The 24,503-nt window shown below is 45.7% G+C and carries 19 protein-coding genes; 8 read left to right on the top strand and 11 right to left on the bottom strand.

What is annotated here, in order from left to right; translation table 11 throughout:
- Nucleotides 1–1,358 (bottom strand): cation:proton antiporter (locus QVA83_RS21810; protein ID WP_287498962.1); only part of this gene is annotated, 1,358 nt, incomplete at its 3' end.
- Between the two features lie 210 nt (nucleotides 1,359–1,568).
- Between QVA83_RS21810 and QVA83_RS21805 the strand changes: the two genes are divergently transcribed.
- Nucleotides 1,569–2,420 (top strand): SdiA-regulated/phytase-like domain-containing protein, encoded by an 852-nt coding sequence (locus tag QVA83_RS21805; protein WP_014975448.1) that lies wholly within the window; start codon nucleotides 1,569–1,571, stop codon nucleotides 2,418–2,420.
- A gap of 258 nt (nucleotides 2,421–2,678) precedes the next feature.
- The gene (locus QVA83_RS21800) at nucleotides 2,679–3,266 is read left to right on the top strand and encodes a hypothetical protein (RefSeq protein ID WP_014947986.1); all 588 of its coding nucleotides are present in this window, start codon (nucleotides 2,679–2,681) and stop codon (nucleotides 3,264–3,266) included.
- Between the two features lie 60 nt (nucleotides 3,267–3,326).
- On the opposite strand, the gene QVA83_RS21795 is transcribed toward QVA83_RS21800, so the two are convergent.
- The 3 genes from QVA83_RS21795 to QVA83_RS21785 all read right to left on the bottom strand — a co-directional run bounded on the left by QVA83_RS21795 (nucleotide 3,327) and on the right by QVA83_RS21785 (nucleotide 8,090).
- Nucleotides 3,327–5,237 carry a methyl-accepting chemotaxis protein gene (locus QVA83_RS21795; RefSeq protein WP_014975449.1) on the bottom strand — a complete coding sequence of 637 codons (1,911 nt, stop codon included), beginning with the start codon at nucleotides 5,235–5,237 and terminating at the stop codon, nucleotides 3,327–3,329.
- Between the two features lie 408 nt (nucleotides 5,238–5,645).
- Nucleotides 5,646–7,835, bottom strand: coding sequence for a M3 family metallopeptidase (locus tag QVA83_RS21790; RefSeq protein ID WP_014975450.1), 2,190 nt, complete (start codon nucleotides 7,833–7,835; stop codon nucleotides 5,646–5,648).
- Nucleotides 7,836–7,904: 69 nt separating this feature from the next.
- Nucleotides 7,905–8,090, bottom strand: a complete 186-nt coding sequence (locus QVA83_RS21785) for a hypothetical protein (protein ID WP_014975451.1) — start codon at nucleotides 8,088–8,090, stop codon at nucleotides 7,905–7,907.
- Between QVA83_RS21785 and QVA83_RS21780 the strand changes: the two genes are divergently transcribed.
- Nucleotides 8,089–8,607, top strand: a complete 519-nt coding sequence (locus QVA83_RS21780; RefSeq protein WP_014975452.1) for a YgjV family protein — start codon at nucleotides 8,089–8,091, stop codon at nucleotides 8,605–8,607. The genes QVA83_RS21785 and QVA83_RS21780 overlap by 2 nt on opposite strands.
- 148 nt (nucleotides 8,608–8,755) lie before the next feature.
- Nucleotides 8,756–9,196, top strand: coding sequence for a hypothetical protein (locus QVA83_RS21775; RefSeq protein ID WP_014975453.1), 441 nt, complete (start codon nucleotides 8,756–8,758; stop codon nucleotides 9,194–9,196).
- 78 nt (nucleotides 9,197–9,274) lie between these two features.
- On the opposite strand, the gene purU is transcribed toward QVA83_RS21775, so the two are convergent.
- Nucleotides 9,275–10,129 (bottom strand): formyltetrahydrofolate deformylase, encoded by an 855-nt coding sequence (gene purU / locus QVA83_RS21770; RefSeq protein ID WP_014975454.1) that lies wholly within the window; start codon nucleotides 10,127–10,129, stop codon nucleotides 9,275–9,277.
- 185 nt (nucleotides 10,130–10,314) lie between these two features.
- Nucleotides 10,315–10,968, bottom strand: coding sequence for an RNA 2',3'-cyclic phosphodiesterase (thpR, locus tag QVA83_RS21765; protein WP_014975455.1), 654 nt, complete (start codon nucleotides 10,966–10,968; stop codon nucleotides 10,315–10,317).
- A gap of 156 nt (nucleotides 10,969–11,124) precedes the next feature.
- Between thpR and hrpB the strand changes: the two genes are divergently transcribed.
- Together hrpB and QVA83_RS21755 are read left to right on the top strand one after the other, a co-directional pair.
- A complete protein-coding gene (gene hrpB / locus QVA83_RS21760; protein ID WP_014975456.1) occupies nucleotides 11,125–13,821 on the top strand; it encodes an ATP-dependent helicase HrpB in 2,697 nt (898 codons plus the stop codon).
- 194 nt (nucleotides 13,822–14,015) lie between these two features.
- Nucleotides 14,016–14,840, top strand: coding sequence for a DUF4198 domain-containing protein (locus tag QVA83_RS21755; RefSeq protein WP_014975457.1), 825 nt, complete (start codon nucleotides 14,016–14,018; stop codon nucleotides 14,838–14,840).
- Nucleotides 14,841–14,916: 76 nt separating this feature from the next.
- Here QVA83_RS21755 and QVA83_RS21750 read toward each other — a convergent pair whose 3' ends face one another.
- On the bottom strand, nucleotides 14,917–16,200 hold the full coding sequence (locus tag QVA83_RS21750) for a lytic murein transglycosylase (RefSeq protein WP_014975458.1): 1,284 nt from the start codon (nucleotides 16,198–16,200) through the stop codon (nucleotides 14,917–14,919).
- Nucleotides 16,201–16,467: 267 nt separating this feature from the next.
- On the opposite strand from QVA83_RS21750, the gene mrcB reads away from it, so the two are divergent.
- Entirely contained in the window at nucleotides 16,468–18,819 is a 2,352-nt protein-coding gene (gene mrcB, locus QVA83_RS21745) for a penicillin-binding protein 1B (protein WP_014975459.1), read from the top strand.
- 267 nt (nucleotides 18,820–19,086) lie between these two features.
- Here the strand turns inward: mrcB and QVA83_RS21740 are convergent, their stop codons facing one another.
- From QVA83_RS21740 to QVA83_RS21730, 3 genes are all read right to left on the bottom strand, one after another.
- A complete protein-coding gene (locus tag QVA83_RS21740) occupies nucleotides 19,087–19,371 on the bottom strand; it encodes a hypothetical protein (RefSeq protein ID WP_014975460.1) in 285 nt (94 codons plus the stop codon).
- Between the two features lie 372 nt (nucleotides 19,372–19,743).
- Nucleotides 19,744–20,667, bottom strand: coding sequence for a DUF808 domain-containing protein (locus QVA83_RS21735; RefSeq protein ID WP_014975461.1), 924 nt, complete (start codon nucleotides 20,665–20,667; stop codon nucleotides 19,744–19,746).
- A 212-nt stretch (nucleotides 20,668–20,879) separates the two neighbouring features.
- The gene (locus QVA83_RS21730) at nucleotides 20,880–22,523 is read right to left on the bottom strand and encodes an endonuclease (RefSeq protein WP_156077795.1); all 1,644 of its coding nucleotides are present in this window, start codon (nucleotides 22,521–22,523) and stop codon (nucleotides 20,880–20,882) included.
- Between the two features lie 228 nt (nucleotides 22,524–22,751).
- On the opposite strand from QVA83_RS21730, the gene QVA83_RS21725 reads away from it, so the two are divergent.
- Nucleotides 22,752–23,471: an AraC family transcriptional regulator gene (locus tag QVA83_RS21725; RefSeq protein ID WP_014975463.1), complete on the top strand. Its 720-nt coding sequence runs from the start codon at nucleotides 22,752–22,754 to the stop codon at nucleotides 23,469–23,471.
- A 49-nt stretch (nucleotides 23,472–23,520) separates the two neighbouring features.
- Here QVA83_RS21725 and QVA83_RS21720 read toward each other — a convergent pair whose 3' ends face one another.
- Nucleotides 23,521–24,375 (bottom strand): hypothetical protein, encoded by an 855-nt coding sequence (locus tag QVA83_RS21720; RefSeq protein ID WP_287498961.1) that lies wholly within the window; start codon nucleotides 24,373–24,375, stop codon nucleotides 23,521–23,523.
- Nucleotides 24,376–24,503 lie beyond the last annotated feature (128 nt).

Genomic DNA, 24,503 nt, shown 5'->3' with positions numbered 1-24,503 from the left:
GCATGGTCAGACATCGGGTTACCGAAATATACCGGAATATCCTTCATGCGCGCTTCTCTAATCGCATCCCAGTTAGTATCAGCAATGGTAACGTCCAGCTTTTGATTTATCATTTCCGTCGCTAAGGCGCGATTGAACTTACTGCCACCGAAAATAAGGTAGCCAGTAGGCGCTGGCGCTCTCACCTTAAGTAGCGACGCAACGGTACGTGACGTTAGGCTCTGCACCACAACCGTCGCGATAATCACCATAAAGACGATAGGAACGATAATGCCTGCACCTTCATAACCAATTTCTTCAAGCTTTAAAGAGAAAAGGGCAGAAACCGCCGCTGCAACAATACCGCGAGGTGCGATCCAACTTAACAAAGCTAACTCATTTAGCTTGAGTCCGGTACCAACGGAGGACGCCAGTACAGACAATGGCCGTGCCACAAACATAATGGCAGCAAGAACCACAATTGAGCCCCAACCAACATCCACAACCGATTGTAAGTTTAGGCGAGTGGCAAGCAAGATGAATAACCCTGAAATAAGTAAAACACTCAGGGTTTCCTTAAACTCAAGAATGTCTTCTACATCAACGTCCTTCATATTAGCCAGTACCATACCAGAGATGGTAACGGCCAGAAGGCCTGACTCGTGCGCCACGTAATTAGACGCTGCAAATACACCCAGAATAACGGTTAACACTGCGGTGTTAAGCAAATAGTGCGGTATCCAGTCTTTGCGAATAGACAGACCAAGCAGATAGCCAGAAGCGAGACCAAGTACGGAGCCAATTCCAATGGTTTTGCCAAACGCTATTAGCGTATGGGTAATGGCGGTTTCTTGCGATGCAACGATAAACTCGAAAACCAGTACGGCGAGCAGAGCGCCGATAGGGTCTATGACAATCCCTTCCCAGCGTAAGATATTGGCCAAATTCGTTTTCGGTCGCACGGTTCTGAGCATGGGCACTATAACCGTGGGGCCTGTTACGGTAACAATGGCTCCGAATAGGAAGGATAGCTGCCAAGTAAGATCAAGACTGTAGTGCGCTGCAGTGGCTGCGACAAGCCAGGTTACAACCACGCCCACAGAGCAAAGGTTTCGAACCATGTTCCCATGACCCGCGATGTCGCTGAACTTCAGCGTCAGTGACCCTTCAAAAAGAATAATGGCAACAGAGAGAGAAACGACAGGAAACAGCAAATCACCGAATAAGTCGTCCGCGTTGAGCACGCCAAAAACAGGGCCAACCACAATACCGACAATTAACAACGGTAAAATAGCAGGGAGCCTAACCTTATAGGCTAAGTATTGGCAGGTAATTGACAGCAATCCAACTGCAACGAGTGAAAGAAGCGGGTCTGACAAAGTGAGTCCTTAACGTGTTGATATTATTCCATGGTATATCAGCCTAAACATTTGTCATACAGAGACTTTAGGCCAACCTAAGTTTATAGCGATATACGCTTGGGCTAAAAGTTTAGACCAATAGACCTTATTTAGCGCACTAAAATGCATGTTAGAGAGTGGGTAGGTTTGATATTATTCGTCACTTATCGTTCTTTTCGGAGCCTTTCATTGAACACTCACTTTAAATTCGCGGCTTTATCAGCATCGCTTGTACTAGCATCGGCATGCGCAGTTCAATATCCCATCCCTTCTGCACAGTTACAAATAAAAAATATCGTTGAGTTGCCGGAAGAACTTTCAGAAACATCGGGTCTATTTTGCGAAACGGACGGCATGTACTCATTAAATGACTCAGGTAATGCTCCCATCATTTATCGTATAAATTACCAGGGTGAAATTATTGAACGAACGCGCTTACCGCTCACCAATAAAGACTGGGAAGCAATAACCGCTGACGCTTCATCGTTTTACATTGCGGATGTGGGAAACAATAAAGGCAAAAGAGAGCAGGTCGAAATACATAAAGTAAACCGCTCAAATGTGAATGACATCACCTCTATTACATTGAAATACGAGGGTAATGACGCTTCGAATAACATTCCTTATGCACATGATTTTGACTCAGAGGCGATGGTTAAGCATGGCGATGACCTGCTTCTTTTTTCTAAAAGTTGGAAAACTGGTATAACCCATATCTATAAAGTGAACGAAGACGAAGCTGAGCAAACCATTAGTACGTTTGCGTCCATTGATGGACTGCCGGGCGTGGTAACTGGGGTAGACTTCGATCAGCACCAAAATAGGTTTGTTATCACCGGCTACAAATCAGATCCATTTGGAAACTTTGCTACTTTCATGGCTCAAGTATCAAGCGACTTTGCCCTTCTTGATGTATGGCCGCTTGAGCAATATAAACAAGTTGAAGGCATATGCGTGGATAATAGCGGCACATATTGGTTCAGCGAAGAAGCTACGGAAGGGCGCAAAGCATCGTTGTCTAGCGCCAGAGTGATGCCATAACAAGTAGCGCCAAAACAGGTAACGCCGTAACGAGCAACGCTATAAAAAAGCGAGCTGATTGAAGTCTGGCAGCCAATCCCCCCAAGCTTATTCACGGTTGTGAATAAGCGCTCTTTCATTGTCAGCAGCTGTTCTTTTAAAGTTATCTTTTAGTCGATGTTAGTAAAATGGCTAATACCCAACTGCCTACTTTCCTGTCTATACTGAAATTGTGATCGAATAAGTTGTAGCCAACCACAATTTGAGAGGCAGCGAAAAATGAGACGTTTAAACCAGTCCTTTTTAGCAATGTGCTTTTGTCCATGTTTTTTATTGGCGGGTGCAGCTAATGCCTCTGTGGTCGAAAAGGCACAAGAATGGCTCAACAAATATTCAGACAGTGACGATACGTTTTCCCTAACTCTCACTAAGAATAAAATTAAGTTCAAAGGCTGCAAACAAAAGCAGTATCAACTTGCATTTAGCCAAAAACTGGCGCCAATGTTTAACGTTGAAGCCATTGTCCATTACAACAAAGGGTTGCTTGACTACGGTGTTATGTCTCAGCGTGTCAGAAGCCACGAATTTGAAGTGGTTAGCTGGTGGGATAGAGGTGATTATCGGTTGGGGTTAAGCCATAAAGTACGCCCCCGTCATGAGATGAGCATTCCGGTTGCCGATACAATTCGTCTGCCTACCAGTACATCAGCAGGCCTTTACGTAGAAATTCCATTCAAGGAAGACAAGCACCTTCTTACTGTTGGAGCTATGAGAGAATCGTGGGAAAGTGAAGGAGCATCAATGCAATTGCCATGGCGTTCCAGCCGTGACAATCAAGTAAAAGTAGAATACGCCATCACTTTCTAAATGGTGGCGCATAAGGTTGTGTTATCTCACCGCTTTGCCATTCATAAGGCATAAGTAAACTTATAGCTTAAATCTGCTCACTTCAGACGAGAGTTCTTGCGCCAGTTCATCGAGCTTGTCACTCACGCTAACCAATATCTTAGTCGCATTCAGGGTTTCTTCACTTGATGCACTAATGTCATTAATGTTTCGACTGATATCTTCAACCACCGTGGCTTGCTCTTCCGTAGCCGTCGCCACTTGCGTGTTCACATCATTAATGTGAGCAATCTCTTCGGCGATATCTTGAAGCAATTTGTCTATTTCATTGGTTGCGGTTACCACATCGGTTGTGCGTGCTCGACTTGACTCCATTTGCGAAACGGCAGATTTAGAGTCTTGCTGGAACTTATCGATCTTCACCTGTATTTCATCAGTCGCTTGAGCGGCACGTTGTGCAAGTGTTCGCACCTCATCAGCAACGACTGAGAAGCCTCGGCCGTGATCGCCAGCCCGAGCTGCTTCTATAGCAGCATTTAGCGCAAGTAAATTGGTTTGCTCTGAAATACCTCGAATTGTATCGAGGATACCGCCAATGGCTGCGGTGTGTTCATCTAGTGATTGAATAACCCGAGACACATCTTGAATTTGACCCGAAAGACCGTTTATCGCGTGTACTGCACGTTGGGTAATTTCTCGACCGTGAGCGGAATTAGTTGTAGCCATATTCGCATTTTGCGCAGCATGGGTAGCTGACTGGGCTACTTCATTTACCGTACTGCCCATCTCTGTTAGCGCGGCTGCCGCCTGTAAGGTTTGATCGCGCTGGCTCTTGGTAGAGTTTTCTGTTTGATGAGACTGCTTCGCAACATCTTGTGCTGACGCCTTTAGTGCGTGACTTGTTTTCGCCACTTGCGAAATGGTGCCGTGAAGGTGATCAATAAAGTTATTGAACCCTTCCACTAATCGGGCAATTTCCTTTTGTTCTGGCATAGGAATACGAGAGCGTAAGTCGCCTTGTCCTCTGCCAAGCTGCTGGAAAACATCGGCCAGTGATTCAAGTGGCTTAGTAAGCGTGCCTGCTAGCCAAATACCAATAAGTGCGAAAGCGCCTGCTATCACCAAAGCCCAAATAATAATCTGGCGGCTGCCTGCATTTAGCGATGCGTAAAGCTCATGCTCGGGTACTTGTGCAACCACGTACCAACCGGCTTTTTCCACATAGGTACTGGCAAACAGTTGCGTGTCGCCTGCCGCGTCGCTGGTGGCCATAGCAAAGCCCTGACGATTGAGTAGTTGCCCTGATGTGCTTGAATCGCTTATGGACGCTAACTTAGCCTTTCCTAATAACTCGGTATTGGGATGAGCGATAATGGTGCCGTTTCCGTCAACAAGAAAGACAAAGCCGGTTTGCGCAATTTTCACCGCATTGATGATATCTAGCAGCTCATCGACCGATTTAGCGACACCCGACATACCTCTGCCGTTTACTTGCTGGTAATTCGCAAAAAGTCGGTAACCTTGGCCCGGTTCGTTGTATAGGCTTAGTGAAATTGGTTCGCCGCTATTTTTGTAAGCGAAAAACCACCCATCAAATTCATCATTTTGTAGCACCCGCAAGAAACCATCTTGGTTCCAATATTTGTAGGTGGTTCTGTCTACAAATGAGGCTACCGTTAAATCGTTAAAATCAACGATATTACTTAAATAGCTAAGGAGACGGCGTTCGCCAGCGCTATCTGCGCCTGCCGACGACCAGGCAAGAATGTCGGGGTTAGAAGCAATGCCGTGAGCAACGGTAAGCATTACACTTGCTTCCCCGTCCACTCGGTTACCAACTTGTTTAAGTAATGAAGGAAGCTGAAGTTCTTCCATGTTCTCTTTAACGAGATCACGGGCAATCCATTGGCTAATAGAACCTACAAGAATAGCAGCAGCGAGCACCGCCACAATAAGAGAAATAATGAGTTTTTGTTTTATACTGAAAGTCATGACTTTCGACCACGTAAGTTAATGCTGAAATTTATGATCAAGGGTGACGTGGCATTGCAGGCACAGCAACGTCTGATACTGAGTCCTAGGCGGGTCAGTACTACTCTCTGATTCTTACGCTAGTGCTATTGTTATTTTTAAAGCGCAGACAAGTTATCGACCTTTTCCCTGCAAAGTTTATACTTTTTGCTAGGGCAAAGAGATTGTGAAGCATAATTGACCAATAGGTCAATAGAAAGATGAGGCTTTACAAAAACGTCAGTTATAAAAAAGCCCTCTGGCTTACGAAGAAAACAAGAGGGCCAATGGCGTACTGAAGCTAAATATTTAATTAGCCACAGCTAGGGCCTGTTGCTCTTTGATGTAGAGCGAATAACAACAGGACCTAGGAAGGGTAAGTGCGTTAACTTACTCTTTGCTTTCCTTAGGAATAGGGAAACCACGGTCACGCATCAATGCGTCTACCTTGGCGTCACGACCACGGAACTTGCGATATGCTTCAGCTGGATCCATTGCGTTACGTACGGCGAATAGATATTTCACTAAGCGATCGCCTACTTCTTTATCGTAGAAACCACCCGGTGCTTCCATAAAGGCTTCTGCTGCGTCAGCAGTAAGAACCTCTGCCCACATGTAGCCGTAATAGGCCGCAGCATAACCTTCACCCGAGAACACGTGACCGAAGTGAGGTGAACGGTGACGCATAACGATTTCTTCTGGCATACCAAGCTTCTTAAGCTCTTCACGCTCAAAAGTATCAGGGTCAATCTTGCTAGGATCGGTAGTATGATACTTCAGATCCATAATGGCAGAAGCCATGTACTCAGTGGTTTTGAAGCCTTCATTGAAGGTTGAGGCCTTCTTAATCTTCTCAACTAGTTCTGCTGGAATTGGCTCGCCTGTTTCATGGTGAACCAGGTAGTTGTTGATTACCTCATCGGTGGTCAACCAGCGCTCTAATAACTGAGACTGGAACTCAGTGTAATCGCGTACGCCAGAATGCGAAGACGGGTATTCTACGTCAGACGCTAAGAAGTGAAGAGCATGACCAAATTCATGGAAGTAGGTTTCAGCATCATCCCACGAAATAAGTGTAGCTTCGCCATCAGCACCTTTCACGAAGTTCGAATTGTTTGAAGACAATACGGTCTTCTTGCCATCGAACGTGGTGTAAGAGCGATACGTCGTTGCCCAAGCACCAGAGCGTTTACCTTGGCGTGAGAATGGGTCAAGGTACCAAAGACCGATATGCTCACCGCTGTCTTTGTCAGTTACTTCCCATACTTTCACGTCTTCGTGGAAAACGGGTACTTTGCCTTCTTCAACAGGTGTGAAGTTGAAGTTGAACAAGCGACCTGCAACGTAAAACATCGCTTCGCGCAGCTTATCAAGCTGTAAGTACTGCTTTACTTCGTTTGAATCTAGGTCGTACTTCGCTTGGCGCACTTTTTCTGCATAGAAGCGGTAGTCCCATGGCGCAATAGTGATGTCTGCACCTTCTGCATCGGCAATGGCCTGCATGTCGGCCACTTCTTCTTCAACGCGAGCAATAGCGGCAGGCCATACTTTCATCATCAGATCCATGGCGTTTTCTGGGTTCTTCGCCATACGATCTTCTAAACGCCACTGTGCGTAATTTTCGTAACCTAACAGCTCAACGCGCTCATCTCGAAGGATTAGGATGCGCTTGATAATGTCATTGTTATCAAACTCGTCGGCATTGTCACCGCGGTTGTAGTAAGTACGCCATACTTTTTCGCGAAGCTCACGATTGGTTGAGTAGGTCAAGAACGGGTCCATAGACGAACGCGTATTGGTAATCGCATACTTACCTTCTTCGCCGCGAGACTCTGCTGCCGCTTTAGCTGCCTTTACAAACGAAGCGGGTAGGCCGTCAAGCTGGTCTTCAGTAATATAAGTAACGTAGTTTTCTTCGTCTGCTAGCACGTTGTTAGAAAACTTGGTGTGCAGAGTAGCAAGTTCTTGGTTAATTTCAGCATAGCGCTTTTTCGCTTCGCCATCTAACGTTGCACCGTTGCGCGCGAAGCTGTTGTAAGTCATCCACGTAATACGCTGTTCTTCTGGCGTGAGCGATTTCAGTTCATCAGACTCGTACACCGTTTTCACTCTTTCAAAGAGTTTTTCATTTTGCGTAATTTGAGTGAAGAAAGCTGACAGTTTTGGTGACATCTCGGCCTGAATTTCGCGGAATTCAGGGCTAGACTTGTTTGAGCTCCAAATGCCGTAATACGTGAATACGCGTCCAAGCTCTGCACCTGCGCGCTCCATTTCAACAATGACGTTTTCAAACGTTGGTGGCGCTTCGTTATTTGCGATGGCTTCGATCTCTTTAAGATTCAGTTCCATGGCTTTTTCTAGCGCAGGCTTCAAATCTTCCAAATTCATTTTATCGAAAGCAGGCATGCCACCGTACGGGCCTTTAAACTCTTGAAGCAGCACGTTATCAAACTGTGCTTGTTGAGATGTCGCTGTATTTTGTACATCTGTGCTGGTGGTCTCAGGTGCTTTTTGTTCTGAACATGCACCGAGTGCAACCACAACCGCCATAGCGGTGAGTGATGATTTAAATTTACCCATGAGTTTTCCTGTCTGTTTTTATCTATACGTTTTATGACAAAAACCATCTTAAGATAATGTAAAAATAAGTTAAATGCTCTTTAACGTAATTCCTTGCAGCACAGCGGTTTGAAGAGAAATCGCGCTGATATGTAATTCGTCGAAATTGGTCAAATTTTGATTGGCTTTATGCTGGTTGGAAATTACACTGCGCGCGTTCTGAATAGCTGTCTTCCGCAGCTCGTAAACCACTGACTTTTTTACTGTGATCATCATGTTTGAATTACTTCTTCACGCGTTTCCCGTTGCATTCGCTTTGGCTTCCTTTTGGTCGAACACTGAACGTAAATTACTGCTACTGAATTTAGGGTTATGTATTGCTATTGGCTCACTTTTGGTTTTCGAGCAAGCGTGGGGAGGAGCTGTAGTAATTACGGTGGCGGGGCTGAGTACCAGTTATCGTTTAATAAAACAAAAACTTCTGTCTCCTGTGGCAACCTACATTACATTAATCTCTATGATGGTTATTGTGCTGACGGTGAATAACCTAACCGGTAAAACATCGTTAGTTGAAGCTATGCCGGTGTTAACTTTTATGGCATACCGGTTTGGCGAACTTCACTGCAAGGAAGCGGGTTTAAGGGTATGCATGATCATTGGCTCCATCAACTTCACTGCGTACGGAATAATTACGCAAACGTGGGGATTAGCCATTACTGAAGCCCTGTTTGCAGCCTCGAACCTGTGGTATTACATGAAGCTAAGACGTGCCATACGCACCAGCCCTGTTTGAAGCGTAAAGTAGTTCATGTCAGACCGATAACAGCACTAACCTAATGACAAGAAAGTGGACGTATTGAAACCGTTGCTTGTATTGAAACCATAGCCGCTTTGTGATTTATTGCGTCTTTAAAGGGAATCAAAATTTCACAGGGAAGACGATGCAACGCAAACCCATCGACAAGGCACTATTTCTTGGTGTTCCAGTGTTTCTACTGGCTCTTTTTATTTTAAATATCACTGCAGAAGGTGAAGTTAAACTAGCGGCTACCCTAGGTAGTGTTGGGCTATGTATAGGCTTTTTCTCTTATTTAAGAAGCAGGCGCTTCGGTAATAGATATCCCATTGAAAAATTGATAGAAAAAGATGGTAATTTTGTGGTGTTTCATTTTTTACAGGGACTTGATCGCCAGCCCCTCAGGGTGAACGCCAATACTATCTATGCGCTTAATTTTTCTCACCATTACCTTGGAGTCATTTTGGAAAGCGGCAACGGTAAAGGGTTTGACTTTCACTATCCTCATAAGGAAGCCGTAATAAAAGCGAGACTTCAAGTGGTGCTAGGTGATGATGGATTTAACAACGTAAAAAAGAATGTCTAAATAAAGCGAAAAAAGTGTAAAGAGAAGCCCGAAAGTAATGTTTACTCGCGGGCTTTTTTAATTTATCACTGTAAAGACTTACGCAAACACCACGGTCTTATTTCTATGAATAATCACGCGGTCTTCTAAGTGGTAGCGCACGCCATGAGCTAATGCCGTTACTTCACAATCTTTACCCTTACGCACCATATCAGCTGCACTGTCGCTGTGACTAATACGCTTAACGCTTTGCTCAATAATAGGGCCTTCATCTAAATCTTTAGTTACGTAGTGACAGGTTGCGCCGATTAGCTTTACGCCGCGATCATAGGCTTGCTGGTAAGGCTTAGCACCTGCAAAGCTCGGCAAGAAGCTGTGGTGAATGTTTATGGCTTTACCTTGCAATTCTTGGCAAAGCGTATCAGGTAAAATCTGCATAAAGCGGGCAAGCACGGTCAAATCAATTTTGTATTCTTGAAGTAAAGTCGTGATTTGCGCAAAAGCGGCTTCTTTCCCTAACGCTTTAAAGTCTACCCAATGGAAAGGGACTTTGTACCAGTCTGCAAACTGTTTCATTTGCGGGTGGTTGCCAATAATAACCGGAATATCACAGTGTAGTTCGCCTGTGTGCCAGCGGTGAAGCAGGTCAACTAAACAGTGAGACTCAAGGCTGGCAAGCAGAGCGACGCGCTGTTTTTTGTTGGAGTCGCTCAGCTTCCAGTTCATCTGATATTCGTTAGCAAGCGGGGTGAATTCTTTAACAAAGCTTTGATGATCTAACTTTAGCGAGTCGGTGCTAATTTCATGGCGCATGAAAAAGCGGCCGGTTTGTAAGTCAGTGTGATGGCTTGCTTCAACGATGGTAGCGTTATGGTCGGCCAAAAATTGCGACACGCTGGCAACGAGCCCAATTTGGTCTGGGCAGTCTATTACTAATCTAAATGTTTGTTGCATTTGGGCAGTTTGAATAAAAAAACAGGCTTTCTTTTTACCTGTGCCGCCATGTGTTGTAAAGGCGACGCGCTACTTTAAACCAGCTTAAATTGCTATAACTCATAATCACATGAGGTCTTAAGCTCAAAAGGTGCGAGTCAAATGGACATCAGTTTACCCAAGTCAGCACGGTATTGCGTTTGCCTTTACTCGTCGGTTATCCCTCGGCGCAGCTTTTCTCTTACCGACATATTGTGTTTTAACGGCCAAGACTGGCGGATAGGGTAGACTACCCCTTGCGGTGTAGAGACAGACTCAAAAAGGTGAAATGCCGAAACGTGAACGTCTACATTGGGGCTGTAAAGGGGAAGAGGCAAGCCCGACGTAGCCTTTCTGACAAGCGTAACGTGAGGCTTATATTCTCTGCTTTCTACCTCTATTGCCGCCTTGCGGGCTGCTTTTCGCGACAATTTGGCGAGTTCACCTAGCGCCTTTGGCGCATCTGTCGGCGAAGCGAAGAGTATCTTAGGGCCGTTCCATAATCCCGTTGCATCGAGGGTTAGAGAAAAGGGTTCGCTCACAAGCTGATCGAGTTCATACACCAACGCTTCGTGCTGCCGGTGATTTATCTCACCTAAAAAGCTAAGCGTTATGTGGAAGTTCGCCGCCGGCACTGCGTACGGTTGCGCGGGCCCTTGGCTATTGGTGTGATCGTAGCGCGCATTGGTAGACTTTCGAGAACGGGTAGACTCGCTTTTTACCCATTGCCGGGGCATAACTTCAGGCAATGCCTGTTGGCGCCAGCTATCTAGAGCAAGTTTTTCTGTGGCGCTAAGATCTAAACCAATAAAGCTTCGCATAGCTTTCCTCCTTCCAATTTGCCCTTTAGCTTGTACATCACGTTAATGTCCATACAAACCTAAGTTTACCATGGCGCTACCTGCGATTTCCAAAACAAGACGCAAGTATTGAGCTATTTGCCAAATTTAAAAAAATAGCAGTGAGGTTCGGGTGCATTGCTCAAATCAGGTACACTATACCCATCAACTTATAACACCTTTATGCCCTTTATGTTACAGCCGTTTTCTCACTTACCCGCTTATGAACTCGTTACGCCGCTTGAAGAAGCTGTAGCCGCTAGCAACATCATCATAGGGGCTCCTCCGGGCGCGGGAAAGTCCACCGTACTTCCTTTGTCACTGCTGAAATCATCGCTTAAAGGAAAAATATTACTTATGCAGCCACGGCGCGTGGTGGTGAGAAACCTTGCGGACTATTTAGCTAGGCAATTAAATGAAAATGTGGGCGAAACGGTTGGCTATCGCATTAAGGGGGAGTCGAAAACATCGTCTGCCACTCGGCTTGAGATCATAACCGAAGGGGTCCTGACTCGCATGATTCAGCAAGACCCTGAGCTTGCTGGGGTAGCTGCTATTGTCTTCGATGAATTTCATGAACGCAGTATTCACAGTGACTTCGGTTTGGCACTAGCGCTTGAAGTACAGTCGGGGCTTCGCGATGACTTACGATTAGTTGTAATGTCGGCTACCTTGGATGTAGCACCCCTTCAAATGTTGCTCAATGCGCATAGCGTACTGCCAGTAGTGAACTTGAATACGCAAGGGCGCATGTTTCCCGTTGACATTCGCTACACACAAGATGTGCAGGCGCATGAGTTAGTACCCAAAACCTGCAATATCATAAAGCAGGCAGTAGGCGAACACGGCGGTGATATTTTGGTTTTCCTACCTGGGCGAGGAAGCATTAATGCCGTTGCTAAGGATATAAAAGGCGTTGCTGAGAGTGCGGGCATAGCCGTTCACATGCTCTATGGAGCGTTAAGTAAATCTGTGCAACAAGCCGCTATTACGCCAGACCCGCAAGGCAGACGAAAAATCATATTATCTACCAATATTGCTGAAACGAGTCTTACCATTGAAGGCGTGACGGTGGTTATTGATAGCCTATGGGAAAACAGTGCTCAGTATCATCCGTCCAGTGACATAACTGCGCTTACCCAGCAGCGCATTTCGCAAGCATCCGCCATTCAAAGAGCGGGGCGCGCGGGGCGTGTAATGGCCGGAACCTGCTATCGTTTGTGTAGCAAAAGCAGCTTCGAGCGTTTGGCCAAACACAATGCGGCGCAAATTGAAAAGGAAGACTTAAGTAGCTTTTTGCTTGATACCTTAGCCTGGGGCAGTAGCCCAGATACCTTGGCATTGTTGACGAAGCCTACACAAGCGCAGCAACAGGTTGCACAACAAAAGCTTCAGCGGGTTAATGCTATCTCACAATCCAGCATTACTCCCTATGGAAGAGCGCTGGCCCAGTTACCCTGTCAGCCCCATTTAGCCCACTTATTGCTGACCGTTAAACAAGGGATTGATGGACTTAGTGCTGATGACAACGAAGCGCTTCGCCACGCTGCTCCCTTTGTTGTGGCTCTTAGCGAGAGTAATATCAGTGTAGGTGGCGCAACAAATGTCATGGATGCGCTGCTCCACGCCAATAGCAACACGCGCAGTCAGCTTACACAGCAAGCTACCCGTTATGCGCGCTACGTGCAAAATAATGAAGGAAAAGCACAACGCTTTAAGCCTGATATTAACGAACTAGACGAGCAAGCCCTTGGGCTTTGTATCGCTATCGCATTTCCTTTGCAGGTGGGCTATAGGCGCAGTGCGTCAGATAAATCGGCAGAGAGCTCGAATACAACAAATGGTAAGCCTAAGACCGGTATAGTCGAATACAAACTGGCAAGTGGCAAAGGTGCAGAGCTCACTGCTGCTGGTAGTGCGTCCATTTTTAATGAGAGCGAAAATGGCGATGGACCATGGCTGGCAGTGCTCGACGGGCAGCTGATAAAAAGCACGGTGGCAATACGCTTGGCACAGTCAGTGCCTGAAAGCTGGTTGCGTTTAGCCTTTCCTGACGCGTTCAAAGAAAAGCGCAGCGTTATTCTTAACAGCGATACTGGGGTAATGGAAGCCAGAGTAAGTACGGGCTTTTATGAGATAACGTTAAATAGCACACCGGTTTCTGGACAGGAAAAAAGTCGTGAAAAAGCATTCTGGGATGATGCGTTATGCAACGCATGGTTCGCCTATCTTGATGCACTTCCTCTATCAAGCTGGCCGCTTTCTGACGCAGACTGGCAATGGTGGCGAAGAGTGGCAATGGCTGGGAAGCTCAATTTGCCACAAGACAAAGCCTTCGATGAACCCGATCCGTGGCCGTTGTCATTGAACGCTCTCGTGCACCAGGCCAAAGACAGTTTAGCGCCCGTCTTAAAAAACTGTAAAAACATCAAAAACCTTAAGCAGTTACCGTGGAAAACAGCCTTGAATAATGGTCTTTCTTGGCCTCAGCAAGATGCCTTAGCCACACTCTTGCCAATTCACGTGACTATTCCAACGGGCAGAGAGGCTAGCCTGGATTATCGCGATAATGGAGATGTGGTGCTGTCGGTCAAAATGCCAGAGTTATATTCTCAAGGCACGCCATTAACGATAGCGGGTGGGCGAATTACCGTTGTATGTGAGCTGCTGTCGCCAGCAGGTAGGCCATTACAAACCACCAGTGATTTAGCCGCCTTTTGGCATGGCAGTTATAAGGAAATACAAAAAGAAATGAAGGGGCGCTATCCAAAGCACTTTTGGCCAGATGACCCCGCAAATGCATCGCCGACCAGCAAAACAAAAAAGCATATGTAGCGCGCTGATACGGCTACACAAACCATCGTTTTCAGGTGATTTTTGTTTATTTTAAACAAGAGTAGTATCTATACGCCATTTTCCTATATGCCAGTTTCGTACACAGTATGTTTTTTACGACAGTGGTCGTGCGCTGAAACTTGCGCTAAGTTGGAGTATGAAACCTCACTCTTATTTACGGGTTAAACTACGCAATGAAACTATCTTGTATTGCCACTGCTGCTTTTTTATTTACTACTTCAATTAACGTACAAGCTCACGATTTTTGGCTAGAGCCCACAGCATATCGTCCTCAAGAGCCGAGTTCGCTGGCATTGCAGTTTAAAGTGGGTCATAAGGAAGATACCTCTCATTGGAACCTTGCATGGGATAGAATAGTCGCGTTGCGCACCTACTCTTTTGACGGTGTGACTGATATGGCTGCCAGTGTTGTACCTAAAACCTCAATGCTGCCGGGCATGGCAAAAACAACCAAGCTCCCATCCGGTACCCACGTCATAGGGTTTGAAAGCTATCACGCCACAAGCACATTAGAAGCGAAGAAGTTTAATCAGTATGCAAGAGAAGAAGGCTTAACTGAGGTGCTGGCGCACCGCGAGGCGAGGGGACAAAACGATATCGCCGGCAAAGAGCTGTACTCTAGAAAGGCGAAAACCATTGTGCAAGTTGGTGACGCGGTAACGAACAACGTATTAAAACCCATTGGCCACACATTGGAAATAGTGCCTCTTGAACATCCTTACAAGCTTGCAGGAAACACGCTATCTGTTCAGGTATTATTTAAAGGTAAGCCTTTAAGTAACGCGCTTATTGATGCGTATTCCTTGGTTGATCACAGCGCTAAAGAGCAAGCGGTTAAAACGGATAGTGAGGGCAAGGCGACATTTAAATTTGACGTCGAAGGACCTGTAATTCTGAATACAGTTTGGGGAGTCCCACTTGCAAATAGCGCGGCCGCAGATTTCGAAACCTATTTTTCAAGCCTAACGTTTGAGTACTTTCAGTCACCAACAAAGTGAGTGGTTTACACCTTGTAGGCCACTGAAAATACCAAACAGTGAATGCGCGCCAGAAATGGCGCAGCATATTTCAAGTTTAAGAAGTCGTCGTTGCAAGGTCTATATTAAGTGCAGCCATCACTTCAAGTCCCGGAAACCCATCAGCAATCATGTTGTTACTAATTTGGTAATTGCGAATGCCTTCGCGGGTGGCGGGGCCAATAATGCCGTCAGGCTTACCCACATCAAAGCCCAAATCATTCAGCTTGCTTTGAAGGGCAATAATATCTTTGCGATTGTACGCAGGTAGATCAGGTAACGTGGCTTTAATGCCAGACGCGCCAGCGATGCGGTCGGCCAATACACCTACGGCAATGGCATAAAACTCTGAGTTGTTCCAGCGCATAATAACGCGGAAGTTTTTGTAGGCGATAAAGGCGGGTCCGTTGTGACCAGCTGGCACAATAACATAGGCTGTAGTATCGCCTTCGCCCAATTCAGAACCATCAGCTTTTTTCACGCCTTGGGCGTGCCATTCACTGAGAGATTTTCTATTTTTATAGCCTGACTCTTGATAGTCAAAGTTCTCAGGCAGTTGCACTTCACGACCCCAGCGGAAGCTGCGCTCCCAACCCAAGTTGGCAAGAAAGTTTGCCGCAGAAGACAACGCATCTTCTTCACTTGCCCACAAATTTATTTGTCCGTCGCCATCGCCATCAATAGCGTAGTGGGTATAGGCCGAAGGCATAAATTGGGTGTGCCCCATTGCACCGGCCCACGAGCCAATCATGTCTTCTTTTTGCAGCTTCTCTCGCTCCATTAATTTCACAGCAACAAGAAACTCTTGGGTGAAGTAGGTGCTTCGTCGCTTATCACACGCTAAAGTGGCAAGCGAATCGAGTACCGGCATTTTGCCTTTGTAAGAGCCAAAGTTTGTTTCTAGCCCCCAAAAAGCAAGCAGATAATGAGGAGGCACGCCGTATTTTTCACTTAGCTTATGCAAAAGTTTGTCGTGCTTTGCATACATCTCTTTACCTTTTTCGGTACGCCAGTCGGTAACGCGCTTGCTGAAGTACCCTGGAAAGGTTTGTACAAATTCTGGTTGGCTTCGGTCTAGCTCAATCACACGGTCTTGGTGAACAAGACGAGGAAACACATCATCGATAGTCTGCTGGCTAACCCCTTCCTGCTTGGCTTTACCAGCAAGCGCTGCGGTGCAGCTAGCGAATTGTTCATTGGCTAGCGCTGTATTCATTGTCGCACCCGCGAGAAGCAGAGCCATAGACGTGCGAAGTGACGGTCGAAAAAATGAGGCGTAAGACTTGGCCCCTTTAGGCGAACGAGTAGAGAAAAAAGAAGACTTAAATGAAGCTAAGCGCATAGTACGGTTCCTGTGTTACTTGCCAGCATGCTATCGCATTGTGACCGTGAAACGCGAGTAAAATTCATTTTAGTCCTTCAACATACTAGCGCCATGGGACGTTTCAGAAGTATACAAATTCGCAGTGTGCATATTTGGAAACAGTTGTTGAGAGGCGGCCCGAATGGTAATGTTGATACTATTAAAACTAACGTTATAAAGGCGTTCGTTAAATTTATATCGCAATATGTGCGATGTCATCCTCAATGATCTTCATGGCGTTTTCACGTGGCAAAAAGACAGACAAAAGACAATCCATCTTCAAAAAGTAAAGCATCAAGCAATGGCAAAGGCTCGGCCAAGCGCTCGTGGTTTTTCAAACTGTTTTGGCGAGTCACTCTTATTGGTTTGGTTGTGCTTGGGGCCTATGCCTTCTACCTTGACGCCCAAATTAAGCATGCGTTCTCTGGAAATAAATGGGAAGTTCCCGCGCAGATCTTCGCCCGTCCGTTGGAAATCAGCAAAGGTGAAGAGATAACGCCCCAAGAAGTCATTGATGAGCTCAATTTGCTGGGCTACCGCAAGGTAACCTTTGCCGACAGTAGCGGTGAATATAGCTATCAAAATAAGGTGCTGACTGTACAGCGCCGCGCGTTTCAGTTTCCAGAAGGCGCAGAGCCTCTGCGTCATTTAGTGATAACGTGGGAAGGTGCACGTATTGGGGAAATTTATGACAAGTCGCAAGGCCGCCCGTATGGTTCTGCAAAGCTAGAACCCTGGTTAGTAACGCGCATGACAAGCGGGTCTCAAGAAGACCGTATGCTGGTAACGTTAGACACCATTCCTGAAATGTTGCCAAAAGCGCTAACCCTGGTGGAAGACCGCAATTTTTATAATCACCATGGCGTTGCGCCGCTTTCAATATTGCGGGCTCTAATGGCAAATATTGCAGCCGGTAGAACGGTTCAAGGCGGCAGTACGCTAACGCAGCAGCTGGTTAAAAACATGTTTTTAACCCGTGAGCGTTCCATTGTGCGTAAGGCAAAAGAAGCCATTATGGCGGTGATCATTGATGCCCGTTACAGCAAATCAGAAATTATTGAAGCGTACTTAAACGAAGTGTTTTTGGGGCAAAATGGTGATATGGCCGTACATGGTTTTGGACTTGCTAGCTATTTCTATTTTGACCGACCAGCTAACGAGCTAAGTACGCCCGAAATAGCCACGTTGGTTGCTATTATTAAAGGCCCATCTTATTACAACCCACGCAAATATGCTGAGCGCACGAAAGAGCGTCGTGATTTAGTGTTGCGCATGCTGTTTGATGAAAATGAAATTAGTCGTCAAGACTACGAACGTTTTGTGAATATGCCGTTAGGGCTCGCCAGTGGGGCTAGCTTAGCAAGCGGTAAACACCCTGCTTTCATGGAGCAGGTTCGTCGGGAACTCAATGAAATTCTGGCTGAGCCTAGCTTAAGAGATTCGGGCGTAAAAGTGTTTACAACACTTGATATCGTAGCCCAACGACGTGCTGAAAGCGCATTGTCGGGTACGCTAGACGGTTTGCAAAAAGACAGGAAAGTGCCATTACAGGGCGCAATGGTAGTCACAGATAGTGCAAGTGGTGAAGTACGCGCTATCGTTGGCGGAAAAGACTTTGCGTTCAAAGGCTTTAACCGAGCACTAGACGCAAAACGCCCAATAGGCTCGTTGATTAAACCTGCGGTTTACTTAACCGCACTAGAAGATCCTACACAATTTAACCTGGCAACGCCGCTTAAAGACGAGCCCATTACCCTTGAAAGTCGAAATGGAAAAACGTGGTCGCCGCAAAACTACGATAAAGAATTCAGAGGCCAGGTGCCTTTACTTCAAGGGCTAGTCGAGTCTTTAAATATACCTACGGTTAATTTAGGCATGCAGATAGGGCTTGATGCGCTAGCCGATACGATAGAGCGATTAGGGGTAACCACCCCCGTAGATAAAGTACCGTCGTTGACCCTTGGTGCTTTTGAATTGACACCATTTAGTACAAACCAAATGTACCAGACCTTATCAAATGATGGGCGTTACATACCTCTTCATACGGTGACTTCTGTAGTAACAGCAGATAACGCGCTGCTTTGGAAAAAGGCGGAGTTTTTTGCTCAGCGCACCGATGAAGCAGCAACCTATTTGCTAAACTATGCCTTGTATAAAGTAACCACCGAAGGTACTGCGAAGCGCATCGGTTGGAATTTTGGGAATGTGAATATGGCTGGCAAAACGGGCACCACAGACGATTACCGCGATAGCTGGTTTAGTGGCTTCGATAGAAACAATGTGGTTACGGTTTGGGTAGGCAATGATGACAACCAACCGGTTAATTTGACCGGTGCAGGTGGGGCCTTGCCCGTCTTTATAAACTACATGAAATCTCAGTCACCCAAGTCATTATCAAGGCGTTTCCCAAAAGGCTTAGGCATTGCACATTTTGACGCCAAGACCGGCGCGGTTGTGGTTGCAGGATGTGCTGGGAGTTTAAGCGTACCGGCTATTTTGGATGTGCTTCCTCCACCTCAACAAGATTGTTCAGGCCGTCCTGTAGACAAAGACAGCGACAAGGATGATAAAAGCTGGTGGGAACGGATATTCGGATAAAAAAACTCCAGTAAGAAGATAGAAAACACAATCACTTGGCTGGGATACAGTCCGTGCTTTCTATCTCCCTCTGGAGTAAAAGGCCCAGGGAAGGCAAATCTTTTAGCGGTAGTCGGTTAGGTTCCTATTTGTTTTTATTGCGTTTTCAGTGACCTTTCTGAAGGAATAGGCGCGCTGTTGAAAACACCAGCGCACTGACTACAAACGCAATAACCGGTCCGAGTACCACCATAAATAGGGTTGCGGCGGTTAACATGTGCATTCTCCTTATGCGTCGTTATCGTCTGAGCTGATAGGCTCAATCGGCGTAATAGTGATGTCAGCAACCAATGCATTTGCTTCTTCTACTTCTGGCTCAAACGTATGGCTTGCAGTTAACACGTCATAAGTCACGCCTAGGTCCAAGTTCTGCTTAACGTCATGCATGGCGCTTTCAACGATAAAATCTGTATGCGAAACAATGTTGTTCTGAGTGTCGTCAGCGAACGCTGATGCGCCCAATACGCTAGTTGCTAAAGTAAGTGCAGTGAAAGTTTTGCGACCGATAAACATAGTAATCTCCAAAAATTAAGTTAGACACTGCACTTGAACATACTGCGTGGCAGCTATCATGTTGCTAAAGGTTTCGATAATAAGTCGTTATCAATTAACAATTAGTTTATAGCGAGGGATGTGCCAACTCGTAAAAATAAGGTAAGTATATGAATTTAGTGAATTTTAACTTTTGATAAAAAATGAAGGTGGAATTGGGGGATTAAAGAAATACTAAAATTTAGCGAATTTAATGTAGAGGTGGTCAAAATGACTAACGCAAATTTTTTAACACTTGCGCAGCGACACTGGTGACCATGAGAAAGGTCAGAAATAGGGGCGCTAGTCTATAAAGAAGAGCAGCGCCGCCAATGTATAAAAGAGTGAATAGGTCTAGGACGCTTTACTTCTAAATTGTGAAACCATTGTCACTACTAGCGCAATGATCACACCAGCAGCAATACCAACAACACCATCAGCAAGTATAGACATAACCAGCGATGCGTCTGGGATAAGTGCGGTAAACCAGTCGGTAATAACGTGCAAAAAGCCAATGCTGTGTGTGAGGATGCCACCACCGACTAAAAACATAGCAACAGTGCCTAAAACCGCAAGGGTTTTCATTAATGCGGGGGCGGCAACTAATAACGCTCTGCCAATAAATCGTTGAAGGGTGTTCATTGAACCTGTTAACGACTTGCGAAGCATGTAAAGCCCAACATCGTCCATTTTAACTAGTGCCGCTACCAGCCCATAAACGCCAAGGGTAATCGCTAAGCTTAGTGCTACTAGTACACCAATTTGCGTAGTAAGTGTTGCATCGGTCACAGTACCTAATGCAATAACAATGATTTCAGCAGACAGTATGAAGTCGGTGCGTATAGCGCCTTTAATTTTATCTTTCTCAAACGCTACCATATCCACATCTTCGTGGGTAAGCGCTTCTATTCTGGCTTCTCGTGTTTTTTCTTCATCTTCGTGGGGAAGATATTTGTGCAGCAGTTTTTCTGCACCTTCAAAACATAAATATAACCCGCCCAGTACCAAAAGGACGGTTATAAGAGAGGGCACAAAAGCACTGATGGCTAATGCCGCAGGAACCAATATTGCTTTATTAATAAGTGAGCCTTTTGCTACTGCCCATACAACAGGTAGCTCTCGGTCTGCTTTAACGCCTTGGACCTGGTCGGCGTTTACCGCTAAATCGTCGCCCAAGACGCCCGCTGTTTTTTGCGCCGCGACTTTCGACATGGTTGCGATGTCGTCCATTAACGTTGCTATATCATCAAGTAGGGCAAGTAAGTTAGCTGCGGCCACGTCGAATATCCTTTGTTATGTATTACAGTTAGAGTAATCCCCAGTAAATAGCAGCTTAGCGTACTTAAAACATGGGTAATATACAATCAGGAATAATGCCGATAAATCACAGTTCTTTTTAGGCAGTTTTCAGGGCTATCTCCAACAGAAAAGGCGAAATCAGAGGAAGTGTGAGTTGAGAAGAACACGCTCGTGCTCTTCTCATGTTGAAGTTAATTACCCCAAATGTTGTTTACCAGTTCTGGATGATCAACGAAAGGGTTTCGATTGTTCTGGAAATTGAAGGCAGCGTCATTCCTATCGATTTCTTTTTGGCTTACAGGGTCTTGAGAATGCCAGCTTAAAAGCAGAGTTAAGAACCAGCTTTCAAATACTTGATCACTCGTACCATTCAACACTGCGTCGCCATAGGTGCTATTCGTTTCCCAATTTGCAATGACGTTTTCATAACGTGTCGCCATGTAGAAATACGCTCTAGCGAAGTCACCTTTGAACTCGTCGATGGGCTCAAAAACTGTGCCTGTATAACCAGAAGCAGAAGAGCCAGCGCCCAGTTTGGAACCATTCGATGACGTATAAGCAGCACTTGCGACATCACCGTACGGATAGCTACTTCGGCGACCGTTAACGTAGCCGTCGGTTGCAAAAACGTGATGAACATCAGTATTCATTGGCGAGACTGCACCGCCAAACCAGCTGCGCGGGAAGGCGTGTTCGCGGTTATAGCAACTGCCTTCTCCACTATAGCTGCCACACTGGTCAGAACCAGCCGTGTAGCTGTAAGCGTCACTACCATTTGGGTTTTCTGAATACATGTCCAAAATGGAGCCGTCATTTTCATAGTAGCTGTCGCTTGTGTATGAAATATAGAATGTCCAAAGGTCGCCATAGCTTTGTGTATTATGATTTTTGATAATGTTGTAAAGCTCGGTTTTTAACGCATAGCCTGACAGACCGTTGGCACTTGCATAGTAACCAGTGAGTTCTGATGAACCACCACCACTGCCGCCGCCACTCGTTGTACCAACGCTAAAGCTGGTGCTTTCACTCGCGCCGAAAGAGCCGCCATTAGCAACAGACACGCCCTCTATTAGCAAGTTATAGCTGCCAGAGCCATAGGAGCAGCAAATTCCATCGCCATAGGCATCACTAATGGTAAAAGTATATTCTCCATCAGTAAGGCAAACCGCTTCAGTATAACTTTGGTTGCTAGCGTAGCTGCTGCCAGAGGCTTCAACTTGGTTGTTTGCGTTAGTTATTTGCCAACTGGTTTCGCTGCCGTAATTGTCGGTAGTTAAGTTCAAAACGCCTGAATGGCTAGCACACGTGCTCCCACCGCCGTTATTTCCACCTGACCCAAGCGTAGTCGGCTCGAATGCGTCTACATAGACGGTTTCTGACCCATCAAAGCCAGTCTGATCATAAAAGCGTAACCCCACCTCAATCTCTTTTGACGCTGTAGCGGAATAAGAGAAAGTAAGCTGTTGCCAGTTTCCGGTTAAGCTGTTGTCAGAATAACCTTGATAACCGTCTACATATAGGCGTGCTTTTACAGCACCTTCAGTGTGATATAGCCTCACTGAAAATTCATAATTTTGACCGGCGGTTACATTGATTGTCTGACGGAAGTCAGTTGAACCTTGCGTTGTCGTATTGACGGTAACTGCAGCAGACTTGCTTCCCGAGAATGAGTAGACCGAGTTTTCAGCTACACTAATGCCGGAGTCGATAGTTGACCATGAATTAGGTGCGCCAGACGTCCATGTTTCAAAGTCTCCATTGGAGACCTGACCCATGGCGATAGCGGGTAACAACGCACCTGCCAAGCCGACTATTTGACGTAAGTTTATATTCATTTATTTTCCGTTATTGTCTTTATTTTAAATGTATATTTATTCCTTAAACGTAGTGTTCGACGCCTTCCTAGGCGTATCAAATATTGCACGTATTTGTGACAAAATGAATAAAAGTGCTTAATCTAACGGCAGAGAGTACTGAGTTAACGGCAAGGAAATAGATGCAAATAAACGGTGAGTTAGGCAAAAGAACAGTACTACCTATTATGGACTGTTGGGAGCAATAAAATGACTGACAGCCCAATTCCATCGCTATCCGTACGCTCATATACGAAGCAAACGTGCCGCCATAAACACAACTACTTTCAGTTAGTGCTGCCCATCAACGGACATATCTTGATAGAAATCGATAATTTTAGCGGGCGAGTAGGCGTAGGCGAAGGCGTATGCATAGCGCCGAATGAGGTCCATTATTTTAGTGCTAACGAACTGTCAAAATTTATTGTGGCGGACTTGGAGTATGTGCCAGTTAATTTAAATGACAGGTTGCACCCGATATTTCAGGTAACGTCAGCATTACAGGCGTTTTTATCGTTTGTAGAGATTCAAATTAGCCAGTTTGCTGACCAAGGCCATGAAGAAATACTGGCGCTATTTTTAACCTTGCTAGAAACATCCTTGAAAGGATGCAGCATGGATAAGCGAATGACTCCTGTATTAAGCCATATTCATCGCGACCTTGCCCGAGGCTTTACACAGGTGGAGTTAGCACGGATAGCCTGCATGGGAACAACGCAATTCAAAACACGCTTTAAAGAAGCCACCGGGCATAGTTTACGAGATTACCTTGTAAAAGTGAGGATGGAAAAGGCCAAAGCACTACTTAGAAATACCGATACACCAATGTTGGGTATAGCTCAGCTAACAGGGTATGAAGATGTTGCAGCATTCAGTCGCCGGTTCAAAGCGTATTTCGGGCGACCCCCTAAGTTTTTCAAAAGAAAGTGACTGTGATAAGGGCTTACCTCACATGACGGTAAATCGTTGATAGAGAGGGCTAGTTAATCTCTTCGTCTTTAGGAAGTTTATTGACTCTGGCTTCTATAAAACGTTTGTGGTCGTCCATTTTGGTGCATTCTAAGGTTCCACCAGCAATTCCACTCAATATCGCCAAAGTTTTATTGGTCGTACTGCTACAGTTTACGCGTTTTGAAGGGCGTCGATTTTCATTAGCTTGTATTTGCTGTGTGCTTGGTCCACTTAGCACTGGACTATTTTTCCGTGCCTGGAATTCCCTCGTTGCCTGCTCAGCATCTTCGGCTATTTTGTCGTTATGATACTTTTCGAAATATAGCGCTGCACCGTCTTTAGCCGATAAGTTTAGTGAGCCAGCACGCCTATTTGCATCTTTTGAAAAAGTGGGTGATGGCGGCGTATTAGTTGGCTTACTTTCAACGAGTACCTGCTGTGTATCCGGCTCAGCATTTTTTTGCTGCTTGGTCGTAGGGCTTTCCACAATTTTATTCTTACTATCAAGCGCTTCAGTGGCTTTGGTTGCCTCAGTCTTCAACTCAATTTCTTGCCTTTCTGGTGAAACATCGATTGATTTCATTTCTTGAGGTTTAGCTTGGACTGGAGGGCGCAAAATGGGTGGGTAATACAGTCTGGCGCTTATCTCAGGCGTTCGTTCCAAATCATTTACGCGTGCTTTTTGGCTGTTGATACTCAACTGAGAAAGTATGATCACCACGATGACCCCAAAAACGTGTAAAAAACCAGAGACCAATAAGGAGCGCCACGCCGTTTTATTTGCAGCGGCGCGGTGTTCAATACTGCGCTCGGGCGCAAAGAAAGAAGGGGTGATAGTCGTCATAGTAAACAACAGACCATGCGCTGTATTGAATAGTTCCATCCTAATTTCATCGCACTTTTTAGTCTTCTTAACTTACTCAAACCCTGCACCGCTTCATAATTGGGCAAATTTTTATCGGTGCACCATTTGTGTGCATTATTTTTGTGCGTTCATGAAGCGTTTGCTTG

The organism is Alteromonas sp. AO-Serp, assembly GCF_017849675.1.
Taxonomy (GTDB): Bacteria; Pseudomonadota; Gammaproteobacteria; order Enterobacterales; family Alteromonadaceae; genus Alteromonas; species Alteromonas macleodii.
This window is presented reverse-complemented; position numbering and strand designations above follow the sequence as displayed.